We start from the raw sequence: 17,588 nt of genomic DNA on the forward strand, positions 1-17,588 counted from the left end.
GGTCAACCGGGGCGCCGCGGCGCCGCCACTGCCGGCCTCCGCCCACCGGGGCACCGCCGGTCGCCGGGCCACTGGGCCACCGACGGCCGCCGTGCCACCGCCGGTCGCCGGTCGCCGGGGTTCAGCGCCGCAGCAGCGAGGCGGGCGTGCGCCCGGCGAGCGCCCGCGCGGTGCGGGTGAGGTGCGCCTGGTCCGCGAAGCCCGCGCCGACGGCCGCGTCCGCGAGGGCGCTCCGGTCGGTGAGCAGCGTGTCCACGGCCGTACGCAGCCGCTGCCAGCGCCGCATCACCGCGAGCGGAATCCCCACCTCCGTACGGACGAGGGCGCGCAGCCGCCCCGGGGAGAGTCCGACCTCGGCGGCCACGCCGTCGAGCCGCTCCGCCCGGGCGCTCGCCCGCACGGCGTGCACCACGCGTGGGTCGACCGGGGCGGGCCCCCGGTGACGACGGCGAGTTCGCGCCCGAGGGCCGGCGCGCCCTCGCGCCACGCGTCGAGCAGTCGCGCCACCTCCCGCTCGTCGAGCCACGTCGGCCCGGCCGGGTCCGCCCGTACGCACCAGGGGTCGACGAACACGGCGACGAAACCCGCGGTGGTGGCGCAGGCGTGCGGATGCTGCGGCGGCACCAGGACGCCCGCGCCGGCACCGGCGTCCACACGGACGCCGCCGCGCAGCGGCAGGACGACCTTCCACACCGGATGGCGGTGGCGCGAGACCTCGTACGCGGAGGGCTCGGCGAAGAGGCTGAGGCCGTGCGCCTCGGTGAAGCACGGACCCGGCGGACCGCCCCGGTCACGCGTCACAGCGGTCGCTCCGCTTCCCGCGAGCGACCGACCCCGCCGTCGCGTTCCGCCGCCCCCGCCAGCCGTTCTGTTCAATACGCGGGCCCGCGCCCGTTCCGATCATCGGCACATGACCACCTTGGCCGCCCTGGCCCTCGCCCTGTTCCTGTCCGTGACCACCGTCGCGCACTTCGCCTTCCCCGCCTACTTCCGCTCCCTCGTCCCCGACTGGCTCCCGCGCCCGGCCGCCATCGTCACAGTCAGCGCGCCGGCGGAACTGGCCCTCGCCGTCCTGCTCGCCGTGCCGTGTACGCGCGCGGTGGGCGGCTGGTCGGCCGCCGTGCTCTTGACGGCGTTCCAGACGACGCATCTCGACGCCCTCCGCCACCTCCGTACGCGGCCCGGGATCCTGTACACCGGGTGGGGTGTTGCGGCGCGCGTGACGGTGAACGCGGCCTACATCGCGTGGGCGGTGGCCGTCGCGACGACGGCGTGAGACGGCCGAGGTCCACCCCGCGGATCGGCCGTCGACCGCGAGACCACTTTTGTTAATGGAACCCATTTTCATGTACGGTCCGAGTGTCCGCCCACCCCACGCCCAGGAGGTTCCCCATGGCCGTCCCCAAGCGGAAGATGTCCCGCAGCAACACGCGTCACCGCCGCGCCCAGTGGAAGGCCACCACGGCCCAGCTGGTGCCGGTCACGGTCGACGGCGTCACGCGTCTCGTGCCGCAGCGCCTGGTCAAGGCGTACGAACGCGGCCTCGCCCCCGGGGAGCACTGACCCGGCGGACCCGCTCCCCCGGCGCTGCGGGATCATGCCGGAATGACTGAACATCTGTCCGGACCGGCGACGGCCGTACGGCTCGCGGAGTACACCCCCGCCGACCAGAAGCAGATCCTCGGCGACGGCCCCGACCCGTTCGGCGTCGCGGACACCGGCCTCACCTGGCTGCCCAAGGAGGAGCACTTCGGCGTCCGCCTCGACGGCCGCCTCGTGGCCCACACCGGCCTGTTGCGGGTGCCGATGGCGATCGGCGCCACCACGACCGAGGTCGTGGGCATCGGCGGGGTGGCCGTCGCGCCCGACGTGCGCGGGCGCGGCCTCGCCCGGGTCGCCGTGGCCGCCGCCCTGGACCACGCCCGGACGATGGGGCCGCGCCTCGGGCTCCTCTTCTGCCGTCCGCCGCTCGTCGCCCTGTACGAGCGTCTCGGCTGGCGGGCGCTCGACCGTGACGTGTACGTCGAGCAGGCCGACGGGCCCGTGGTGATGCCGCTGCGCACCATGTGGACGCCGCTCCGGGAGGGGGCGGACTGGCCTGCGGGAGAGGTCCGGCTCCTGTCGTTCCCCATGTGACCGCGGAGGCGGACCGGCTCCTGGCGTTCCTCTCGTGTCCGTGGCGCCCCCTCAGATCACCAGCCGCAGCATCCGCCGGCACGCCTCGGCCTCGTCCAGGCCTCGTGCCAGCGGATGCCTCCGTCCCCGTTCGTACGTGCCGACCTCCCACGCCCCGTGCCCGTCGCCGCGCAGGTACACGAAGTCCGGGGGCGGGGGGCCGGTTCGTGGACGCCCTCGATCCAGTAGTAGCCGTCGGCCACGCCCGACGCGCGCAGCGCGGACCGCAGTTGGTGGACGTCCACGGTGCGTACGCTCCCGCCGTCAGGCCTTGGCGGGCTTCAAGTAGCCGTGGTCGAGGAGCCACTTCACGTTCAGGCGCTGCCCCTCGCCCGGGTCGAGGAAGGCGGGGTCGAGCTTGATCTGCTCCCCGCCGCCGGGCTGCTCGAACCAGGGCGCTATGCCGCCCTGCCAGACGTCGAACGGCTTGGCCACCTCGTACACCCGGTAGTCGCAGGCGTACGCCCCTTCGCGGGTGGTGAGGTTCTGCGGCGGCAGGGAGCGCTCGGCGTAGGAGTCGCCCGCGGGCGCGAGGAATGAGCCGTACTCCGAGCCGAAGCGGTCCAGGCGCTCACCGGCCTCCAGGGTCTCGCGGTCCTTGTCGACCTGGCCGTTGACGGTCTCGAAGCCGTCGTTCGGCGGGTACTTCCAGCCGCCGGTGGTGGCCGGGCCCTCCCAGTACTTCTTCAGGAACACGGACGGTGCGAGCTTCCCGGAGCGCTTCCAGCCCTTCAGGAGCGGGCCGACCGGCCGCTGCCCCTTCTTGGGCAGCCACGCGGGGCCGAGGCGCGCGTCGTCCCGGTAGGCGCCGGTGCACGGTTCGTGCGGCGCGCCGGCCGCCGTCGGCGGCTTCGGCGCCGGGGCCGCGGTCGCGGCGGGGGCGGCCGCCACGGCCGTCGCGAACGCGGCCGTCACTCCCATCGCGGCCAGGGTCGTACGGATCCGGATCACACGGCTGTGCTCCACTCAGTGGCTCCTCGTCTGCGCTCATGCCTGTTCCCGCACGGCGGCGCGGGAACAAAGGTTCACCCGTACAGACGGTCGATCAGGGGTGCCGAAGGGCTGACTGACCGATATGACATGCCTGGTGACGCCTCTTCGGCCAGAACACATCGGGGCCTGGTCCGGGCCGCGTACGAGCGCGCGCCGAGCAGCAGCGCCCAGCCGAGCCCGCCGAAGGCGAGGCCGCCGAACGCCACCATCCACGTGAGCCCGGAGGCGGTGGTGAACACGCCCCGCGGCTCCGGGCGCGGCAGGGCACCGGCCCCCATGAGCGCGGCGCCGAGCGTCAGGAGCGTTCCGTAGCAGGCGAGTCCCGTGCCGGTGAGCCAGGCCGGGACCAGCGGCAGCAGCCGCGGCACGCGGCGCCCGGACAGGGGCCGCGCCCAGCGCGGGAAGACCTGCCCCCAGCGGTGCAGCAGCCCCCAGGAGCAGGAAGATGCCGAGCAGCGCCGCCAGGACCGTGACGTCGATCCCCACGCCGGCGAGGGCCCGGGACGCGCCGGAGGACTCCGTCTCGACCTCCTTCCGCCAGGCCTCCGCTCGCACGCCGATCGCGTCACCGCCGCACAGCCAGACGGTCTTCACCCCGGCCCACGGCAGCAGGCCGCCCAGCAGGAGGTACGCCGTCGCCCTGGTCCGGCGCGGCGCGGGCGACGGCTCCGGATAGGCCAGGGGCCCGTCGGCCAGGCCCGGGTGCGCCCGGCCGCAGCGGGGGCAACGGCCCTTGACGCGGCGGCGGTAGGCCACGGCGGCCATGGCGAGCAGGACCGTGCTCCCCGTGGTCAGGACAAGCTGCGCCAGGCCGGTGGCGCTGTCCACGCCCGAGCCGGAGGCCAGCGTCACGAAGGTCGGCGGCACCCCCGGCACGGTCCAGCCGTGCGCGGGGATCAGCACGCCGAACGCCACCCCGACCGCGATCCGGCCCCGCCCGGTGAGCCTCCGCGTCGAGGCCAGGCTCACGCCCGCGGCGAGAAGGCCCGCGACGGCCATGCCGAGCAGCACGGCGGGCGGGTAGAAGCGCTCCCCCGCCAGCGGTACGCCGGTGCCGGAGGCCGCCCAGACCGCTTCCACGGCGGCGCTCAGGACCGCCCACGCGGCGGCGGCACGCGGCGCCCAGGCGGGCCAGCACCGCCACCACGGCGCCCTGGTGGCAGCGCCGTGCGGGCGCGAACGCGCGGGCGACGCCGGGGAGTCGGGAAGGTCGGTCGGGAGCGTCACGGTGTCCTCCGGGTCGGCGGGCGGCACGCGACCAGGGCGGCCGCGCTCCCGAGCCTCCCCGGAGCGGGGGACCCGGCACATCGCTCCCCCGGAGCACCCGCCTCCGCCGCGCGGCGGAGAACGGGGCAGCCCCGGGGCGCATCCGACGGCGCGTCACGGGCGGTGGCCGGGTGCGGCCCCGCGCCCCGGCCACCGCCCGCGTGGATGGCCCAGTCTTCCCCCCGCGCGAGACGATGGGACATTTCTGAGAGCGCGCAGGATATTCAACGGATCGTTCGATCTTCCTAGGGTTGAGCACATCAACACGCCGGGCAGGGCTGCGGATCACCACCGCGGACCGGGCCCCCAGTCGGTAGGAGATTGAGTCATGCGCGCAGTCGTCCAGCAGTCCTTCGGCGGTCCCGAGGTCCTGGAGACCGTCGAGACAGAGCGGCCCGCGCCGCTCGCCGGTGAGGTCCTCGTCCGTGTGCGCGCCAGCGGCGTGAACCCGGTCGACCTGGCGGTCCGGGCGGGTGCCTACCCGCTGCTCGGCGAGCCGCCCTACGGCGTGGGCTGGGACATCTCCGGCGTCGTCGAGGAGGCGGCTCCCGGTGCCCGGTTCAAGCCCGGTGACGAGGTGTTCGGCATGCCGTTCTTCCCGCGTGCGGCCACCGCGTACGCGGACTACGTCGCCGTGCCGTCGCGGCAGGTGGCCCGCAAGCCCGCCGCCGTCGACCACGTGCACGCGGCCTCGCTACCGCTCGCCGGCCTCACCGCGTGGCAGGGCCTGGTCGACGCGGCGCGGCTCAGCGAGGGCCAGCGCGTGCTCGTCCACCGTGCCGCGGGCGGCGTCGGGCACTTCGCCGTGCAGATCGCGAAGGCGCGGGGCGCGCACGTGACCGCCCTGGCCAGCGGCCCCAAGCACGAGTTCGTGCGCGGCCTGGGCGCCGACGAGGTCATCGACTACCGCACCACCGACTACACCGAGGTGGTCGAGGACCTCGACGTGGTCTTCGACTCCACGTCCGACGGCGCCCGTTCGCTGTCGGTCCTGCGCCCCGGCGGCACCCTGGTGAGCATCATGGAGCACGGGAACCAGGAGCTGGCCGCGGCCGTCGAGGCGGCGGGCCGCCGCTTCGCGGGCGTCTCCGTGGAGCCGGACTACGCCTCCCTGGAGGCGATCGCCCGGCTCGTGGACGCCGGACGGATACGCCCGCACGTCTCGGCGACGTTCGACCTCACCGACGCCGCGAAGGCGCACGAGCTGGTCGCGTCCGGTCGCACCCAGGGCAAGGTGGTGTTGACCGTCTCTTGATCGACGGGCCGTATCGTGGCGGCCCGATCGTGTACGACGACGAAGGGGCGGGGCGTTGGACATCCTGACCGAGGCGCTGAGCTCGATGCGGACCGGGCAACCCACATCCGTGCGCACCGAGGGGCGCGCGCCCTGGGGCCTGCGTCTGCCCTCCGTCGCGGGCGCCGGGTTCCACGTGGTGCTGCGCGGCACCTGCTGGCTGATCCCCGTAGGCGCGCCCCACCCGCGGCCCCTCGCCCTCGGCCCCGGAGACGTGGTCTTCCTGCGGGACGGCACCGCGCACGTGCTCGCGGACCACCCGTCGACCCCGGCCGAGGAGGAGCGGGCCGAGCAGTTCAGTCCGGGCTCACCCATCGGCACGGTCACGCTGGGCGGCGACGGTCCGCGCACGAGTCTGCTGTGCGGCAACTACCACTTGGACCAGGGGCGGCCGCATCCGCTGGTGAGCCAGCTGCCCGAGGTCGTCCACCTGTCCACGGGGCACGGCCGCCACCCCGAGCTGAGCGCCGCCGTCCAGCTCCTCGGCACCGAGCTGGAGCACCCGCGCATCGGCTCGGCCGGGATCGTCCCCGCCCTGATCGACTCGCTCCTGCTCTACATCCTGCGGGCCTGGCTCGAGGAGCAGCCGCCCGCGGCCGCCAAGGGCTGGGCCGCCGCGCTCAGCGATTCCGCGGTCGCCCCGGCCCTGGACGCGATCCACACGGACCCGGCCACGCAGTGGACCGTCGAGTCCCTCGCCGACCGCGCGGGCCTGTCCCGCGCGGCCTTCGCCCGCCGCTTCGCGACGCTGGTCGGCGAGCCGCCGATGGCGTACGTGACGCGCTGGCGCATGACGACCGCCGCCCAGCTCCTGCGGGAGTCCGAGGCCCCGCTGACCACGGTCGCCGCTCGCACGGGCTACGGCTCCGAATACGCCTTCGCCAAGGCGTTCAAGCGCGAGTACGGCCAGGCCCCGGGCGGCTACCGCCGCCGCTCGCGCGCGGCCGTCTGAGCCCCTGCCGCGGGGCCTGTCCGCCGGCGGTTCCGGCCGGGCGGGCCCCTCGTAAAAGGGGGCAAAGGGGCCGCACTTCACCCCCTTGTCCGCGTTGCACATGATGCAACCCATGTTGCGGCTATTGCCTGTTCAACCGAGCAGGGTCCAAGGTGTCTGCCACATCGCCACTTCCGTCACTCCTGACACACGAGGTGCAGCATGGACAGACGCCGGTTCATCGCTACGACACTCGCCGCGGCCGCCGCCACGGCCGTCACCACCACGTCCGCCGGGGCCGCGCCCCTGCCAGGCCGCGGGCGGCCCCTCTTCCTCGGCACCTACACCTCCGAGCCGGGCGGCGGCACCGGCATCGGCATCGCCACGTACGACGAGACGACGGGCCGCGTCACCGGCGCGGGGACGCTGACCGGAGTCCTCGACCCGTCCTACCTGACGGCGCATCCCTCGGGGCGGACCCTCTACTGCGTCAACGAGCGGTCGCCGGGCGGCGTGACCGCCGTCGCCCTCTCCCTCGACGGCGCCCACCGGGTCCTCGGCACGCGCGGCACGGGAGGCGACGGGCCCTGTCACCTGTCGGTGCACCCGAGCGGCCGCTGGCTCCTGAGCGCCAACTACACCTCCGGCAGCGTGGCCGTGCACCCCATCGACGAGTCGGGGGCGCTCGGTGAGCGCACCGACCTCGTCACGCACTCCGAGCCGGCGCCCGGGCCTGGGCAGCAGGGCCCGCGCGCCCACCAGATCGTGACGTCCCCGGACGGCCGCCACGTCCTGGCCGTGGACCTCGGGACCGACACCGTGTACACGTACCGCCTCGACTCGGGAGCGGGCAGGCTGCGCCCGGTCACACGGGTCACGCTGCGCGCGGGCTCGGGGCCGCGCCACCTCGCCTTCCACCCGTCGGGGTGCTTCGCCTACGTCGCCAACGAGCTGGACAACACGGTCGTGCCCTGCGCCTACGACCCCGCGAGCGGGCGCCTGACGCCCGGTGAGCCGCAGCCCACGGGCACCCCGCCCGGCGTCACGAACTATCCCGCGCAGCCCCTGGTGACCCGCGACGGCCGCTTCGCGTACGTCGCCAACCGGGGGCACAACTCGCTTGCGCGGTACGCCGTCGAGCGGGACGGGGCCCAGCTCCGACTCCTGGGCACGGTGCCCGCGGGCGGCGACTTCCCCCGGCACCTCGCCTTCTCGCCCGCGCAGCGGCTGCTGTTCGTCAGCAATCAGCGGTCCGGCTCGGTGAGCGTCTTCCGCGTCGACGAGGGCACGGGGGAACTCATCCTGACCGGCGAGCCGTTCGCGTCGCCCATGGCGGTGTGCGCGCTGCCCTTGTAGGGGGGCGCTGGCCCTTGTCCGGGGCGAGCGGGCCGCGCCCGCGGCCCCGGCATAGGGTGGCCTGATCCGGGCCCTGGCCGCCCGGCGCGACGACCGGGAATCAAGGGGAGGTTCTCCATGGTGGGGAAGGCAGCGGCGGAGCAGGTGCGGGTCGCGGTGATCGGCACCGGTGGGATCGGCGGGTACTTCGGCGGGCGGCTCGCCGCCGCCGGGCACGACGTGCGCTTCGTCGCGCGGGGTGCCCATCTGGAGGCCCTGCGGCGCGACGGTCTGCGCGTGGACAGCGCGGCCGGTGACTTCGCCGTGGCGCCGGTGCACGCGACCGACGACACCGGGGACATCGGCGAGGTCGACTACGTCCTGCTGTGCGTCAAGACCTGGCAACTGCCGTCCGCCGTCGCCGCGCTGAAGCCGCTCGTCGGCGCCGGCACGGCCGTCGTGACGTTCCAGAACGGCGTGGAGGCCCCCGAGCAGGTGGCCCAGGAGGTCGGCCGCGGCGCGGTCCTGCCCGGCACCGCGAAGATCATCGCGCACCTCGAAGGGCCGGGGCGCGTGCGCCATGTGGGCGGGCCCGCGGCGCTGGCGTTCGCGGAGTGGGACAACAGCGCGTCCGAGCGCGTTTCGCGCCTGGTGTCCGCGCTCACCGGCGCGTCCGTGGCCGCCGCCGTGCCGGACGACATCTGGGCGGAGCTGTGGGCCAAGTTCCTGTTCGTGGTGCCCTTCGGCGGCCTCGGCACGGTGACGGACGCGTCGTTCGGAGTGCTGCGCTCCCGGCCCGGGACACGGCGGCTGCTCGTCGAGGGCATGACCGAGATCCAGCACCTGGCGGCGGCCCACGGCGTGCCACTGCCGGAGGACATCGTGACCAGGACGCTGGACTTCATCGACCAGCAGCCCGCCGCGGGCACCTCGTCGCTCCAGCGCGACATCCTGTCCGGCCGCCCCTCCGAACTGGACGCCTGGAACGGCTCGGTCGTCCGGCTCGGCGAGCGCACCGGGACGCCGACGCCGGTCAACCGCTATCTGTACGAGGTGGCGAGCGTCCTCGCGGCGCGCTCTGCGGGGTCCTGACCTCCTCCCCCGCCGGCGTCCGCCGCCGGCCGCCGCACGGGCGGTCGACGGCGGGCGCCCTTCCTCAGGGCGCGCCTCAGGGCGCGATGAAGCTCACGTCGTCGGCGCTCGGCACGATCTCGACCTCGTCGCCGAGGGCCCACTCGGCGACGCGCGACACGGTCGCCGCCGGTACGACGTCGCTGATGCCCTCGGCCGCGGGGATGTCGTACGTCCCATGGGCGTCGTGCGGCATGACCACGCGGAAGTCCAGGTCAAGGGCGGTACGAGCGGTGGCGCTCACACACATCTCCGACATGACGCCGCAGATGGCGAGGGAGGTGACGCCTTCTTCGCGCAGCAGTTCCTCCAGCTCGGTCTCCTCGAAGCCGTCGTCGAACTCCTTGCGGATGACGACCTCGCCACGATCGGCGTCCACTGGCAGGTGGAGCCGCCAGCCGGGCGTGCCCGGCTCGTCGGTGGCGCCTTCGGGGCCGTCGTTCTGAAGCTGGACGACGAGGGTGTCGGCCGCACGGGCCTTGGCGATGAGCTGTTCCGTGCGCTGGAGCACACGCTCGACGTCGGGGACGGCATCGTCGCCGGAGACGAAGGCGGACTGCATGTCGACGACGATCAGGGCCTGAACCGGTTCGACCGGATCGTTGGGCAAAGACTTACTCTGCGCGCTCATGGTGCCCATCATGCCTGGATCGCCCCCGTGACCGGTAACCGCCCCTTCGATGAACGGCGCCCCATCTCCCCCACGGGGAACAGCGGTTCGGCGCGAGGACGACCTCAGGACTCCGGCGGCGCCGGGCGCAGCGCGGGGCGGCGCAGCAGACGCGCCTTCGTGAGCAGGGCGTGCATCCGCTCGGTGACCTGCCCCAGGTCCTCGACGGGGGCATGGAAGGGCAGACGTACGTCGGCCTGGCTGCTGACGCGTTCGAGGCGCAGCGTGAGGCCGTGCCGGTCGATGGCGAGCGGTTTGACGTTCACGACGCCGTGCAGGCTCTCCGCGGCGATGAGCCGGGTGAGCTGCTCGACGGCGTCGGGGTGGGAGTCGGCGAGGTGCGTGAGCAGCCGGGACTCGGCGTGGGCGAGCGGGTCGGGGTCGGTGAGCGCGAACTCTTCGAGGTCGATGCCGACGCGGCCGTGGGTGTCGTGCAGCACGACGGTGGTCGGCCGGAAGAGGAGTTCGTCGCGGGTGGCCGTGAGCGAGCCCGAGAGCCACAGGCGGCTGCGCACCCGGTCGCGCACCGGCACCGGCGAGACGTCCGCGAACTCCACGAGGGTGGACGGCTCGCCGCGCGGCGCGCAGATGAGGGCGGCCGAGAGGGCGCTGTCCTCCGGCGGGTCGAGGCGTACGGCACCCCGCTCGGTGACGCTGTGGGCGCCGAGGAGTTCGTCCCTGCCGATCTCCGTGGTCACCGCGCAGGACCAGGCAGTGGCGAGCACGGAGCGGGCGCGCGCCGCTGCCGCGGGCATGGTCGTGCTGATGTGTCGGACACCCATCCTCAACCTCCATTAGGTAAGCCTTGCCTAACTTATCGGAGATCGGGGAGTGCGGCCAGCACGCGTGACCTGCGGCGCGTCACCCATCCCTGATCGGCAGGGTGTCGTAACGATTGGCAGGGTGTCGTGTCGGTCGGTGTCAGACCCGGCGGTGCATCCCGATCGACGCGGGCGCCGTGTCACGGAAGCCGAACTTCTCGTACAGGTAGCGCGCGCCGCCGTCCGCGATGAGGGAGACGTACGCCCCCCTCGGCGCCCGGCGCTCCAGTTCGTCGACGAGCGCGTCCATGATCTGCCTGCCCAGGCCCCGCCCCTGATGCTCGGGCAGGACGGCCATGTCGACGATCTGGAAGACGCAGCCGCCGTCGCCGACGACGCGGCCCATGCCGACGGGCTCGCCCCCGGCGCGGACGGTGACCGCGTGCCAGGTGTGGGGCAGCCCGGCCGCGGCCTGCTCGACCGTCCGGGGACTCAGGCCGGACGCGGCGCGAAGGTGGAGGTAGGTCTCGACGGAGGGCGTCTCCGCATGCATTTCGTAAGGGGCAGTATTGCTGTTCACCTGCTACAGGCTAGCAGCGTGGAAAAGGCCACCGGCGGAACATGTCCGCAGGTGGCCTCCGCGAGAGCGCCGCTTCGGTCAGTGGCCGCGCGCGATCCACTCCTCCACGTGGCCGGACTCCGAGCCGATGGTGGTGGTGTCGCCGTGGCCGGTGCGCACCACCGTGCTCGGCGGCAGCGTCAGCAGGCGCTCACGGATCGACTCGACGATCGTCGGGAAGTCGCTGAAGGACCGGCCGGTGGCGCCGGGGCCTCCCGCGAACAGCGTGTCGCCGGTGAACACGGTGCCGAGTCCGGGCGCGTACAGACTGACGGCGCCCCGGCAGTGGCCCGGGGTGTGCAGGACCGTCAGGGTCGTGCCGGCGACGCTCAGCACCTGGCCGTCGGACAGCTCGCCGTCCGGTGCCCGGTCCGGGTGGGTCAGCTTCCACAGCTCCAGGTCGTCCGGGTGCAGCAGCACGGGCGCGCCGGTGCGCTCGGCGAGCGCGGGCGCGGCGTCGACGTGGTCGTCGTGGGCGTGGGTGCACACGATGGCGACGACGCGCCGGGCGCCCACGGCCGCGGCGATGGCGTCGGCGTCGTGCGCGGCGTCGATGACCAGGACCTCGCGGTCGTCACCGACGATCCAGACGTTGTTGTCGACGTCCCACGTGCCGCCGTCGAGGGAGAACGTGCCGGAGGTGACGAGGTGTTCGACGCGGACGGGGCCCGCGGTCGCGGGGGCCATCAGAAGACCACCACCGAGCGCAGCACGTCGCCGTGGTGCATCCGCTCGAAGGCCTTCTCCACCTCGTCGAGCGCGATCGTCTCGGTCACGAACGCGTCGAGGTCGAGCCGCCCCTGCCGGTAGAGGTCGATGAGCATGGGGAAGTCCCGCGACGGCAGGCAGTCGCCGTACCAGCTCGACTTGAGCGCGCCGCCGCGCCCGAAGACGTCGAGCAGCGGCAGGTCGATGCGCATGTCCGGGGTCGGCACGCCCACCAGGACGACCGTGCCCGCGAGGTCACGGGCGTAGAAGGCCTGCTCGTACGTCTCCGGGCGGCCGACGGCGTCGATGACGACGTCGGCGCCGAAGCCACCGGTCAGCTCCCGGACGGCCTCGACCGGGTCGGTCGAGCGGGAGTTGACGGTGTGGGTCGCTCCGAGGCCGCGCGCGGTCTCCAGCTTCCTGTCGTCGATGTCGACGGCGATGATCTTCGCGGCTCCGGCGAGCCGGGCCCCCACGACGGACGCGTTGCCGACGCCGCCGCAGCCGATGACGGCCACCGAGTCGCCGCGGGTCACCCCGCCGGTGTTGATGGCCGCGCCGAGCCCGGCCATCACTCCGCAGCCGAGCAGGCCCGCGGCGGCCGGGGACGCGGCCGGGTCGACCTTGGTGCACTGCCCGGCCGCGACGAGGGTCTTCTCCGCGAAGGCGCCGATGCCGAGCGCGGGCGCCAGCTCGGTGCCGTCGGCGAGGGTCATCTTCTGCCGCGCGTTGTGCGTGTTGAAGCAGTACTGGGAGCGGCCCCGCCGACAGGCGCGGCACTGGCCGCACACGGCACGCCAGTTGAGGATCACGAAGTCGCCCGGCGCGACCTCGCTGACGCCCTCCCCCACCGACTCCACGACGCCCGCCGCCTCATGGCCGAGCAGGAACGGGAAGTCGTCGTTGATCCCGCCTTCGCGATAGTGCAGGTCGGTGTGGCAGACCCCGCACGCCTGGACCTTCACCACAGCTTCCCCAGGCCCCGGATCCGGCACGGTGATCGTCTCGATCCGTACCGGCTCGCCCTTCGCGCGTGCGATCACGCCCCGCACTTGCTGCGCCATGACTGGTCGCCCTTCTGTCGCTGCGTACGTCCTTCCGGCGCAATCGCCCCACCAGAGGACGAACGCGTCGGTAGAAAGGAGCCTACGGCCCTCGCGCCTAGGGTGTGCCTGTGCGTGTACTCGCTGCTCAGACGCTGCTGCCCGTCAATGTGACGCTGGGTGTCGTCCTGCTGGTCCTGCTTCTGGCGGCGGCCTCGGCGGCGGCGGTGTTCCGGCTCTCGCCCGAAGGGTCGCGGGGCCGGGCCCGGGAGATCGCCGTGGCCGGTGCGCGGGCGACGGCCCAACTGGCCGTCGTCTCCTCGCTCATCGGCTGGGTGATCCACCACACGGCCGCCCTGTTCGCGTTTCTGCTGCTCATGTTCGCCGTGGCCACGCGTACGGCGGGGCGCCGCATCACGCCGAACGGCACCTGGTGGTGGGCGGCGGTGCCCCTCGCGACACCCGTCGTGCCGGTCGTCGCGGTCCTCACGTCGAGCGGTCTCGTGCCGGTACGGGGCATCGCCATGATCCCGGTGACGGGCATCCTCATCGGTGGCGCGCTCACGGCCACGGTGCTCGCCGGGCGCCGTGCCCTTGACGAACTTCACACGCGCTTCGGCGAGTTCGAGGCGGGCCTCGCCCTCGGTCTGCTTCCGCACGACGCCCGTCTCGAAGTCAGCCGCCCGGCCGCGTCGGACGCCTTGCTGCCCGGGCTCGACCAGACCCGTACCGTCGGCCTCGTCACGCTGCCCGGGGCGTTCGTCGGCATGCTGCTCGGCGGCGCTTCGCCGGTGCAGGCGGGCGCGGTGCAGCTGTTCGTCCTCATCGCCCTGATGGCCGTGCAGGCCGTCGCCGTGGCCGCCACCGTCGAGCTGGTCGCCCGTGGCAGGCTGCACCGCGACGAGCCGCCGGAGCCCGCCCGGCCCGGCTCCGCGTCCGGCGCGGCCGGAGCGTAGGCTCCCGAGCATGTCTGTCTACGACGCAGTAGAGATCGAGAGCCTCCAGGGCGGCCCCGCCGACCTGCCCCAGTACCTGGGCAAGGCCGTCCTGATCGTCAACGTCGCCTCCAAGTGCGGCCTCACCCCGCAGTACGCGGGCCTTGAGCGCCTCCAGGAGACGTACGCCGCCCGGGGCTTCACCGTCCTCGGCGTGCCCTGCAACCAGTTCATGGGCCAGGAGCCCGGCACGTCCGAGGAGATCGCCGAGTTCTGCTCGGCGACGTACGGCGTGACGTTCCCCCTGACGGAGAAGGTGGACGTCAACGGCGCCGGGCGGCACCCGCTGTACCAGCACCTGGTCACGGCGGCGGACGCCGAGGGCCACACCGGCGACATCCGCTGGAACTTCGAGAAGTTCCTGATCGCCCCCGACGGCACGGTCGCCGCCCGCTTCTCCCCGCAGACCGAGCCCGAGTCGGCCGAGGTCGTGGCGGCCGTCGAGGCGGCCCTGCCCGCCTGACCGCCGGGCCGCCACGGCCGGTGGACGCGGCCGCCGGGAGGCGGGCTTCCACCGGCCGTGGCGCGAAGGCCGCGGCACGCGGTCACTGTCCGACCCGCCCGTCCACGCACTCGCGCAACAGGTCGGCGTGCCCGCAGTGGCGGGCGTACTCCTCCACGCGGTGCACCAGCAGCTCCCGTATCGAGATGTTGTCCTTGCCCACGCGCGTGCCCAGGTCCGGATACCGGGCCAGCGCGGCGTCGGTCTCTGCCTGCTCGCGCTCCAGGTCCGCGTACGCCGCGTCGACCACGGCCTGCTCGGCCACGGCTCCGTCGAAGTCCCCGTCACGCCTGCCGTACAGCTTCGGCAGCGGGTCGTCGTCGCCGAGCCAGCCGCGCCAGTCCCGCTCCACCTCGGCGAGGTGGCGCACGAGGCCGAGCAGCGACATCGTCGACGGCGGCACCGACCGGCGGGCCAGCTGCTCCGGGTCCAGGCCCTCGCACTTCATCCGCAGCGTGTGACGGTAGTTCGTCAGGAAGTCCTGCAACGTCGCCAGCTCGCCGTCCGGCGCGCTCCCTTCGCTGTTACGGGGGTCTTTGTCCGGGTCCGCCCACATGTCGGGGTAGACGGTCGCCTGGGTCCAGCGGGTGGGTTGATCATTCATGGCCCCATCGTCGTCCGCGCGGGCCCGGTCTCGCCAGGGAGTTATGCCGGGCTGCCGCACGCAGGCGCGGGAGGCGCGGGAGAGGACGCCGTCGCCGCACGGGGCCGGAGCGCCGCCGCTCAGAGCCCGGCGCGGGCCTCGCCGATCGCCTGGTCGAGGATCGTCAGGCCCAGGGACAGCTCGTCCTCGGTGGCCGTCAGCGGCGGCGCCATCCGCAGGACTCCCCCCATGCCGGGCAGCTGGACGATGTTCATGTGCAGGCCCAGTTCGAGGCAGCGCCGGGTGACGCGCGCGCCCAGCTCGCCGGAACTGCGCTTGCTCTCCCGGTCGACGACGAGTTCGAGCCCGGCCAGCAGGCCACGGCCCCGGATGTCGCCGACGACCTCGTGCCGTTCGCCGATGTCCACAAGGCCCCGGCGCAGGAAGGCGCCGAGGGTCCGCGCCCGCTCGTCGAGCCCGTCGCGGACCAGGACGTCGAGGACGGTGTTGCCGACGGCGGCCACCAGCGGGTCGGCGACGTGCGTGGTGAAGAACAGGTACCCGCGTTCGTACGCCTCCTGCTCGATCTCGGCACTGGTGACCACGGCCGCGAGGGGCAACCCCGCGCCGAGCGTCTTGGACAGCGTGAGGATGTCGGGTACGACGCCGTCGCGCTCGAACGCGTACCAGGTCCCGGTGCGGCACAGGCCGGTCTGGGCCTCGTCGAGGATCAGGAGCATGCCGCGTTCGCGGCACTTGTCGCGCAGGGCCGCGAAGTAGCCGGGCGGCGGCTCGATGATGCCGCCCGAGCTGAGGACGGGTTCGACGAGGCACGCCGCGAGGCTGCCGGTCGACTGGGCGTCGATCAGGTCGAAGGCGAAGTCCAGCTGGCGGCGCCAGTCGAGGGTGCCGTCGGGCGTGGTGAAGTCGGGCCGGTACGCGTTCGGCACGGGGATGGCGAAGTTGCCGGGCGCGCCCGGGCCGTAGCCCTTGCGTCCCGCGCTGTACGTGGCGGACGCGGCGGCCTGCGTCATGCCGTGCCAGGACCGCGCGAAGGAGACGATCTCGTGCTTGCCGGTGACGAGCTTGGCCATCCGCACGGCGGCCTCGTTCGACTCGGCGCCGGTCGTCAGGAGCAGCGCCTTCTCCAGCGGCGCGGGCAGGGTCTCGGCGAGGCGCCGCGCGAGGTCGACGACCGGGCGGCTGAGCATGCCGCTGAAGAGGTGGTCGAGCGTCGCGATCCCCTCCTGGACGGTCGCGACGATCTCCGGGTGCGAGTGCCCGAGGATCGCGCTCATCTGGCCGGAGGTGAAGTCGAGGATCTTCCGGCCGTCCGCGGTGAACACGAAGCTGCCCGCGGCCCGGTCGATGATCTCGGGCGTGAACGCGCCGCCGTACCGCACGAGATGACGCTCGGCATCGGCCCAGAAGGCCGCCGGCGTCGGCGGGGTGGAGCGCGACGGGGCGCAGGACGGGGGGACGGAGCGCGGCGGGGTGGTCGAAACAGCCATGCGGCCGACGGTAGGTCGCCCCCGAGCGACACGTCCATCTCACAATTCCGGCTTTCCTGTTCGGCAGAACCGCACAACAATGGAGGGGTGATGAACCCCTGGAGACTGCGGCTGCTCACTCAACTGGACACGCTGGGCACCGTCCGGGCGGTCGCCCAGGCCGCCAATCTGAGCCCGTCGAGCGTGTCGCAGCAGCTCGCCGTGCTTGAGACGGAGACACGTACCCGGCTGATCGAGCGCACGGGCCGCCGGGTGCGCCTGACCTCGGCCGGCCTGATCCTGGCGCGGCGGGCCCGGGCGATCCTCGACCACATGGACAGCGTCGAGGCCGAGCTGCGCGGGTTCGGCGAGGAACCGGCCGGGCTCGTGCGCCTCGGGGCGTTCCAGAGCGCGATCCACACCCTGGCCGTACCGGCGGTGACGCGGCTCGCGCGGGAGCATCCGCACCTCGATGTCGAGGTGCTCCAGCTGGAGCCGCACGAGAGCATGCCCGCGCTGCGGGGCGGCGACGCGGACGTCATCATCACGACCACGGACTTCGACGAGCTGCCGCTGGGCCCCGATCTCGACCTCGTACCGCTGGCCACGGACTCGATCCTGCTGGTGGTGCCGCCCGGGCATCCGGCGGCCGGGCGGGGCGCCGTGGACCTGGCGGCCCTCGCGGACGAGGCGTGGGCGTTCGACATGCCGCAGTCGTACATGGCGAACCTCGCGCTGCGGCTGTGCCGCCAGGCGCGGTTCGAGCCGCGGGTGGTGTGCCGGTTCAGCAACTACCTGATGGCCCTCCAGCACGTCGAGGCGGGTCTGTCGATCGCGCTGCTGCCCGGCCTGGCCGTGGACGGCCGCTACGCCGTCGCCACCAGCGAACTCGCGACTCCCGTTTCGCGCACCATCACGGCGGCGGTCCGCCGCGGCGCGCCCCCGCGCGCGGCGGTCCGCGCCGTCCTGGACACCCTGCGCGGGCCCGGCCTGGCGCTGCCCTCCGGCACCCGACCGCATCGGGCACAGGATGTCGGGTCGGGCGGGACGGACCCTTCCTAACGTGAGTGATCGAAAGGGAAGGAGATCCGG

The 17,588-nt window shown here is 73.7% G+C and carries 23 protein-coding genes; 12 read left to right on the forward strand and 11 right to left on the reverse strand.

The features are described 5' to 3' along the window. Nucleotides 1–121: 121 nt before the first annotated feature. Together AC07GB_RS12640 and AC07GB_RS12645 are read right to left on the reverse strand one after the other, a co-directional pair. A complete protein-coding gene (locus tag AC07GB_RS12640; protein ID WP_478844426.1) occupies nt 122–400 on the reverse strand; it encodes a helix-turn-helix domain-containing protein in 279 nt (92 codons plus the stop codon). Further along, nucleotides 286–801, reverse strand: coding sequence for a cupin domain-containing protein (locus AC07GB_RS12645; RefSeq protein ID WP_478844861.1), 516 nt, complete (start codon nt 799–801; stop codon nt 286–288). Before AC07GB_RS12645 ends, AC07GB_RS12640 begins: the two co-directional genes overlap by 115 nt. Before the next feature lie 109 nt (nt 802–910). Here AC07GB_RS12645 and AC07GB_RS12650 point away from each other — a divergent pair, with 109 nt between their 5' ends. From AC07GB_RS12650 to AC07GB_RS12660, 3 genes are all read left to right on the forward strand, one after another. Beyond that, the gene (locus AC07GB_RS12650) at nt 911–1,276 is read left to right on the forward strand and encodes a DoxX family protein (RefSeq protein WP_478844428.1); all 366 of its coding nucleotides are present in this window, start codon (nt 911–913) and stop codon (nt 1,274–1,276) included. Nucleotides 1,277–1,392: 116 nt separating this feature from the next. After that, nucleotides 1,393–1,563 (forward strand): 50S ribosomal protein L32, encoded by a 171-nt coding sequence (gene rpmF / locus AC07GB_RS12655; protein WP_478844430.1) that lies wholly within the window; start codon nt 1,393–1,395, stop codon nt 1,561–1,563. A gap of 42 nt (nt 1,564–1,605) precedes the next feature. Then, nucleotides 1,606–2,136, forward strand: a complete 531-nt coding sequence (locus tag AC07GB_RS12660; RefSeq protein WP_478844432.1) for a GNAT family N-acetyltransferase — start codon at nt 1,606–1,608, stop codon at nt 2,134–2,136. A gap of 303 nt (nt 2,137–2,439) precedes the next feature. On the opposite strand, the gene AC07GB_RS12665 is transcribed toward AC07GB_RS12660, so the two are convergent. Next, nucleotides 2,440–3,126: a TNT domain-containing protein gene (locus tag AC07GB_RS12665; RefSeq protein WP_478844835.1), complete on the reverse strand. Its 687-nt coding sequence runs from the start codon at nt 3,124–3,126 to the stop codon at nt 2,440–2,442. A gap of 74 nt (nt 3,127–3,200) precedes the next feature. Continuing rightward, nucleotides 3,201–3,536: a hypothetical protein gene (locus tag AC07GB_RS12670; protein ID WP_478844434.1), complete on the reverse strand. Its 336-nt coding sequence runs from the start codon at nt 3,534–3,536 to the stop codon at nt 3,201–3,203. Between the two features lie 77 nt (nt 3,537–3,613). On the opposite strand from AC07GB_RS12670, the gene AC07GB_RS12675 reads away from it, so the two are divergent. From AC07GB_RS12675 to AC07GB_RS12700, 6 genes are all read left to right on the forward strand, one after another. Continuing rightward, complete coding sequence (locus AC07GB_RS12675) at nt 3,614–3,844, forward strand: hypothetical protein (protein ID WP_478844436.1); 231 nt, start codon at nt 3,614–3,616, stop codon at nt 3,842–3,844. 111 nt (nt 3,845–3,955) lie between these two features. After that, the gene (locus AC07GB_RS12680) at nt 3,956–4,192 is read left to right on the forward strand and encodes a hypothetical protein (RefSeq protein WP_478844438.1); all 237 of its coding nucleotides are present in this window, start codon (nt 3,956–3,958) and stop codon (nt 4,190–4,192) included. Between the two features lie 570 nt (nt 4,193–4,762). Next, nucleotides 4,763–5,689, forward strand: a complete 927-nt coding sequence (locus AC07GB_RS12685) for an NADP-dependent oxidoreductase (protein WP_478844440.1) — start codon at nt 4,763–4,765, stop codon at nt 5,687–5,689. A 55-nt stretch (nt 5,690–5,744) separates the two neighbouring features. After that, nucleotides 5,745–6,680 (forward strand): AraC family transcriptional regulator, encoded by a 936-nt coding sequence (locus AC07GB_RS12690; protein ID WP_478844442.1) that lies wholly within the window; start codon nt 5,745–5,747, stop codon nt 6,678–6,680. 201 nt (nt 6,681–6,881) lie between these two features. Continuing rightward, complete coding sequence (locus AC07GB_RS12695) at nt 6,882–8,015, forward strand: lactonase family protein (protein WP_478844444.1); 1,134 nt, start codon at nt 6,882–6,884, stop codon at nt 8,013–8,015. A gap of 117 nt (nt 8,016–8,132) precedes the next feature. Next, a complete protein-coding gene (locus AC07GB_RS12700) occupies nt 8,133–9,086 on the forward strand; it encodes a 2-dehydropantoate 2-reductase (protein WP_478844446.1) in 954 nt (317 codons plus the stop codon). 76 nt (nt 9,087–9,162) lie between these two features. Here AC07GB_RS12700 and AC07GB_RS12705 read toward each other — a convergent pair whose 3' ends face one another. From AC07GB_RS12705 to AC07GB_RS12725, 5 genes are all read right to left on the reverse strand, one after another. Continuing rightward, nucleotides 9,163–9,756 (reverse strand): isochorismatase family protein, encoded by a 594-nt coding sequence (locus AC07GB_RS12705; RefSeq protein WP_478844448.1) that lies wholly within the window; start codon nt 9,754–9,756, stop codon nt 9,163–9,165. 104 nt (nt 9,757–9,860) lie between these two features. Continuing rightward, nucleotides 9,861–10,577 (reverse strand): DUF2470 domain-containing protein, encoded by a 717-nt coding sequence (locus AC07GB_RS12710; RefSeq protein ID WP_478844450.1) that lies wholly within the window; start codon nt 10,575–10,577, stop codon nt 9,861–9,863. A 139-nt stretch (nt 10,578–10,716) separates the two neighbouring features. Continuing rightward, a complete protein-coding gene (locus AC07GB_RS12715) occupies nt 10,717–11,109 on the reverse strand; it encodes a GNAT family N-acetyltransferase (protein WP_478844837.1) in 393 nt (130 codons plus the stop codon). 105 nt (nt 11,110–11,214) lie between these two features. After that, the gene (locus AC07GB_RS12720; protein ID WP_478844452.1) at nt 11,215–11,862 is read right to left on the reverse strand and encodes an MBL fold metallo-hydrolase; all 648 of its coding nucleotides are present in this window, start codon (nt 11,860–11,862) and stop codon (nt 11,215–11,217) included. Then, the gene (locus AC07GB_RS12725) at nt 11,862–12,947 is read right to left on the reverse strand and encodes an S-(hydroxymethyl)mycothiol dehydrogenase (protein ID WP_478844454.1); all 1,086 of its coding nucleotides are present in this window, start codon (nt 12,945–12,947) and stop codon (nt 11,862–11,864) included. The genes AC07GB_RS12720 and AC07GB_RS12725 overlap by 1 nt, the downstream gene beginning before the upstream one ends. A 110-nt stretch (nt 12,948–13,057) precedes the next feature. Here AC07GB_RS12725 and AC07GB_RS12730 point away from each other — a divergent pair, with 110 nt between their 5' ends. Both AC07GB_RS12730 and AC07GB_RS12735 read left to right on the forward strand, forming a co-directional pair. Further along, the gene (locus AC07GB_RS12730; RefSeq protein ID WP_478844456.1) at nt 13,058–13,882 is read left to right on the forward strand and encodes an ABC transporter permease; all 825 of its coding nucleotides are present in this window, start codon (nt 13,058–13,060) and stop codon (nt 13,880–13,882) included. Nucleotides 13,883–13,892: 10 nt separating this feature from the next. Beyond that, nucleotides 13,893–14,384 (forward strand): glutathione peroxidase, encoded by a 492-nt coding sequence (locus AC07GB_RS12735; RefSeq protein WP_478844458.1) that lies wholly within the window; start codon nt 13,893–13,895, stop codon nt 14,382–14,384. 82 nt (nt 14,385–14,466) lie between these two features. Here the strand turns inward: AC07GB_RS12735 and AC07GB_RS12740 are convergent, their stop codons facing one another. Both AC07GB_RS12740 and AC07GB_RS12745 read right to left on the reverse strand, forming a co-directional pair. Next, entirely contained in the window at nt 14,467–15,027 is a 561-nt protein-coding gene (locus tag AC07GB_RS12740) for a DinB family protein (protein ID WP_478844460.1), read from the reverse strand. A gap of 119 nt (nt 15,028–15,146) precedes the next feature. Further along, nucleotides 15,147–16,517, reverse strand: a complete 1,371-nt coding sequence (locus AC07GB_RS12745) for an aspartate aminotransferase family protein (protein WP_478844462.1) — start codon at nt 16,515–16,517, stop codon at nt 15,147–15,149. 90 nt (nt 16,518–16,607) lie between these two features. On the opposite strand from AC07GB_RS12745, the gene AC07GB_RS12750 reads away from it, so the two are divergent. Next, nucleotides 16,608–17,558 carry a LysR family transcriptional regulator gene (locus AC07GB_RS12750; RefSeq protein ID WP_478844464.1) on the forward strand — a complete coding sequence of 317 codons (951 nt, stop codon included), beginning with the start codon at nt 16,608–16,610 and terminating at the stop codon, nt 17,556–17,558. The last annotated feature ends 30 nt before the right edge of the window (nt 17,559–17,588 follow it).

It is taken from the genome of Streptomyces sp. NPDC045778 (assembly GCF_056431945.1).

What these genes read in the sequence shown, in the direction of transcription:
- AC07GB_RS12650 (WP_478844428.1), top strand. Translation starts at nt 911, where the DNA reads ATGACCACCTTGGCCGCCCTGGCCCTCGCCCTGTTCCTGTCCGTGACC.
- rpmF (WP_478844430.1), top strand. Translation starts at nt 1,393, where the DNA reads ATGGCCGTCCCCAAGCGGAAGATGTCCCGCAGCAACACGCGTCACCGC.
- AC07GB_RS12660 (WP_478844432.1), top strand. Translation starts at nt 1,606, where the DNA reads ATGACTGAACATCTGTCCGGACCGGCGACGGCCGTACGGCTCGCGGAG.
- AC07GB_RS12675 (WP_478844436.1), top strand. Translation starts at nt 3,614, where the DNA reads ATGCCGAGCAGCGCCGCCAGGACCGTGACGTCGATCCCCACGCCGGCG.
- AC07GB_RS12685 (WP_478844440.1), top strand. Translation starts at nt 4,763, where the DNA reads ATGCGCGCAGTCGTCCAGCAGTCCTTCGGCGGTCCCGAGGTCCTGGAG.
- AC07GB_RS12695 (WP_478844444.1), top strand. Translation starts at nt 6,882, where the DNA reads ATGGACAGACGCCGGTTCATCGCTACGACACTCGCCGCGGCCGCCGCC.
- AC07GB_RS12700 (WP_478844446.1), top strand. Translation starts at nt 8,133, where the DNA reads ATGGTGGGGAAGGCAGCGGCGGAGCAGGTGCGGGTCGCGGTGATCGGC.
- AC07GB_RS12705 (WP_478844448.1), bottom strand. Translation starts at nt 9,756, where the DNA reads ATGAGCGCGCAGAGTAAGTCTTTGCCCAACGATCCGGTCGAACCGGTT.
- AC07GB_RS12710 (WP_478844450.1), bottom strand. Translation starts at nt 10,577, where the DNA reads ATGGGTGTCCGACACATCAGCACGACCATGCCCGCGGCAGCGGCGCGC.
- AC07GB_RS12715 (WP_478844837.1), bottom strand. Translation starts at nt 11,109, where the DNA reads ATGCATGCGGAGACGCCCTCCGTCGAGACCTACCTCCACCTTCGCGCC.
- AC07GB_RS12720 (WP_478844452.1), bottom strand. Translation starts at nt 11,862, where the DNA reads ATGGCCCCCGCGACCGCGGGCCCCGTCCGCGTCGAACACCTCGTCACC.
- AC07GB_RS12725 (WP_478844454.1), bottom strand. Translation starts at nt 12,947, where the DNA reads ATGGCGCAGCAAGTGCGGGGCGTGATCGCACGCGCGAAGGGCGAGCCG.
- AC07GB_RS12735 (WP_478844458.1), top strand. Translation starts at nt 13,893, where the DNA reads ATGTCTGTCTACGACGCAGTAGAGATCGAGAGCCTCCAGGGCGGCCCC.
- AC07GB_RS12740 (WP_478844460.1), bottom strand. Translation starts at nt 15,027, where the DNA reads ATGAATGATCAACCCACCCGCTGGACCCAGGCGACCGTCTACCCCGAC.
- AC07GB_RS12745 (WP_478844462.1), bottom strand. Translation starts at nt 16,517, where the DNA reads ATGGCTGTTTCGACCACCCCGCCGCGCTCCGTCCCCCCGTCCTGCGCC.
- AC07GB_RS12750 (WP_478844464.1), top strand. Translation starts at nt 16,608, where the DNA reads ATGAACCCCTGGAGACTGCGGCTGCTCACTCAACTGGACACGCTGGGC.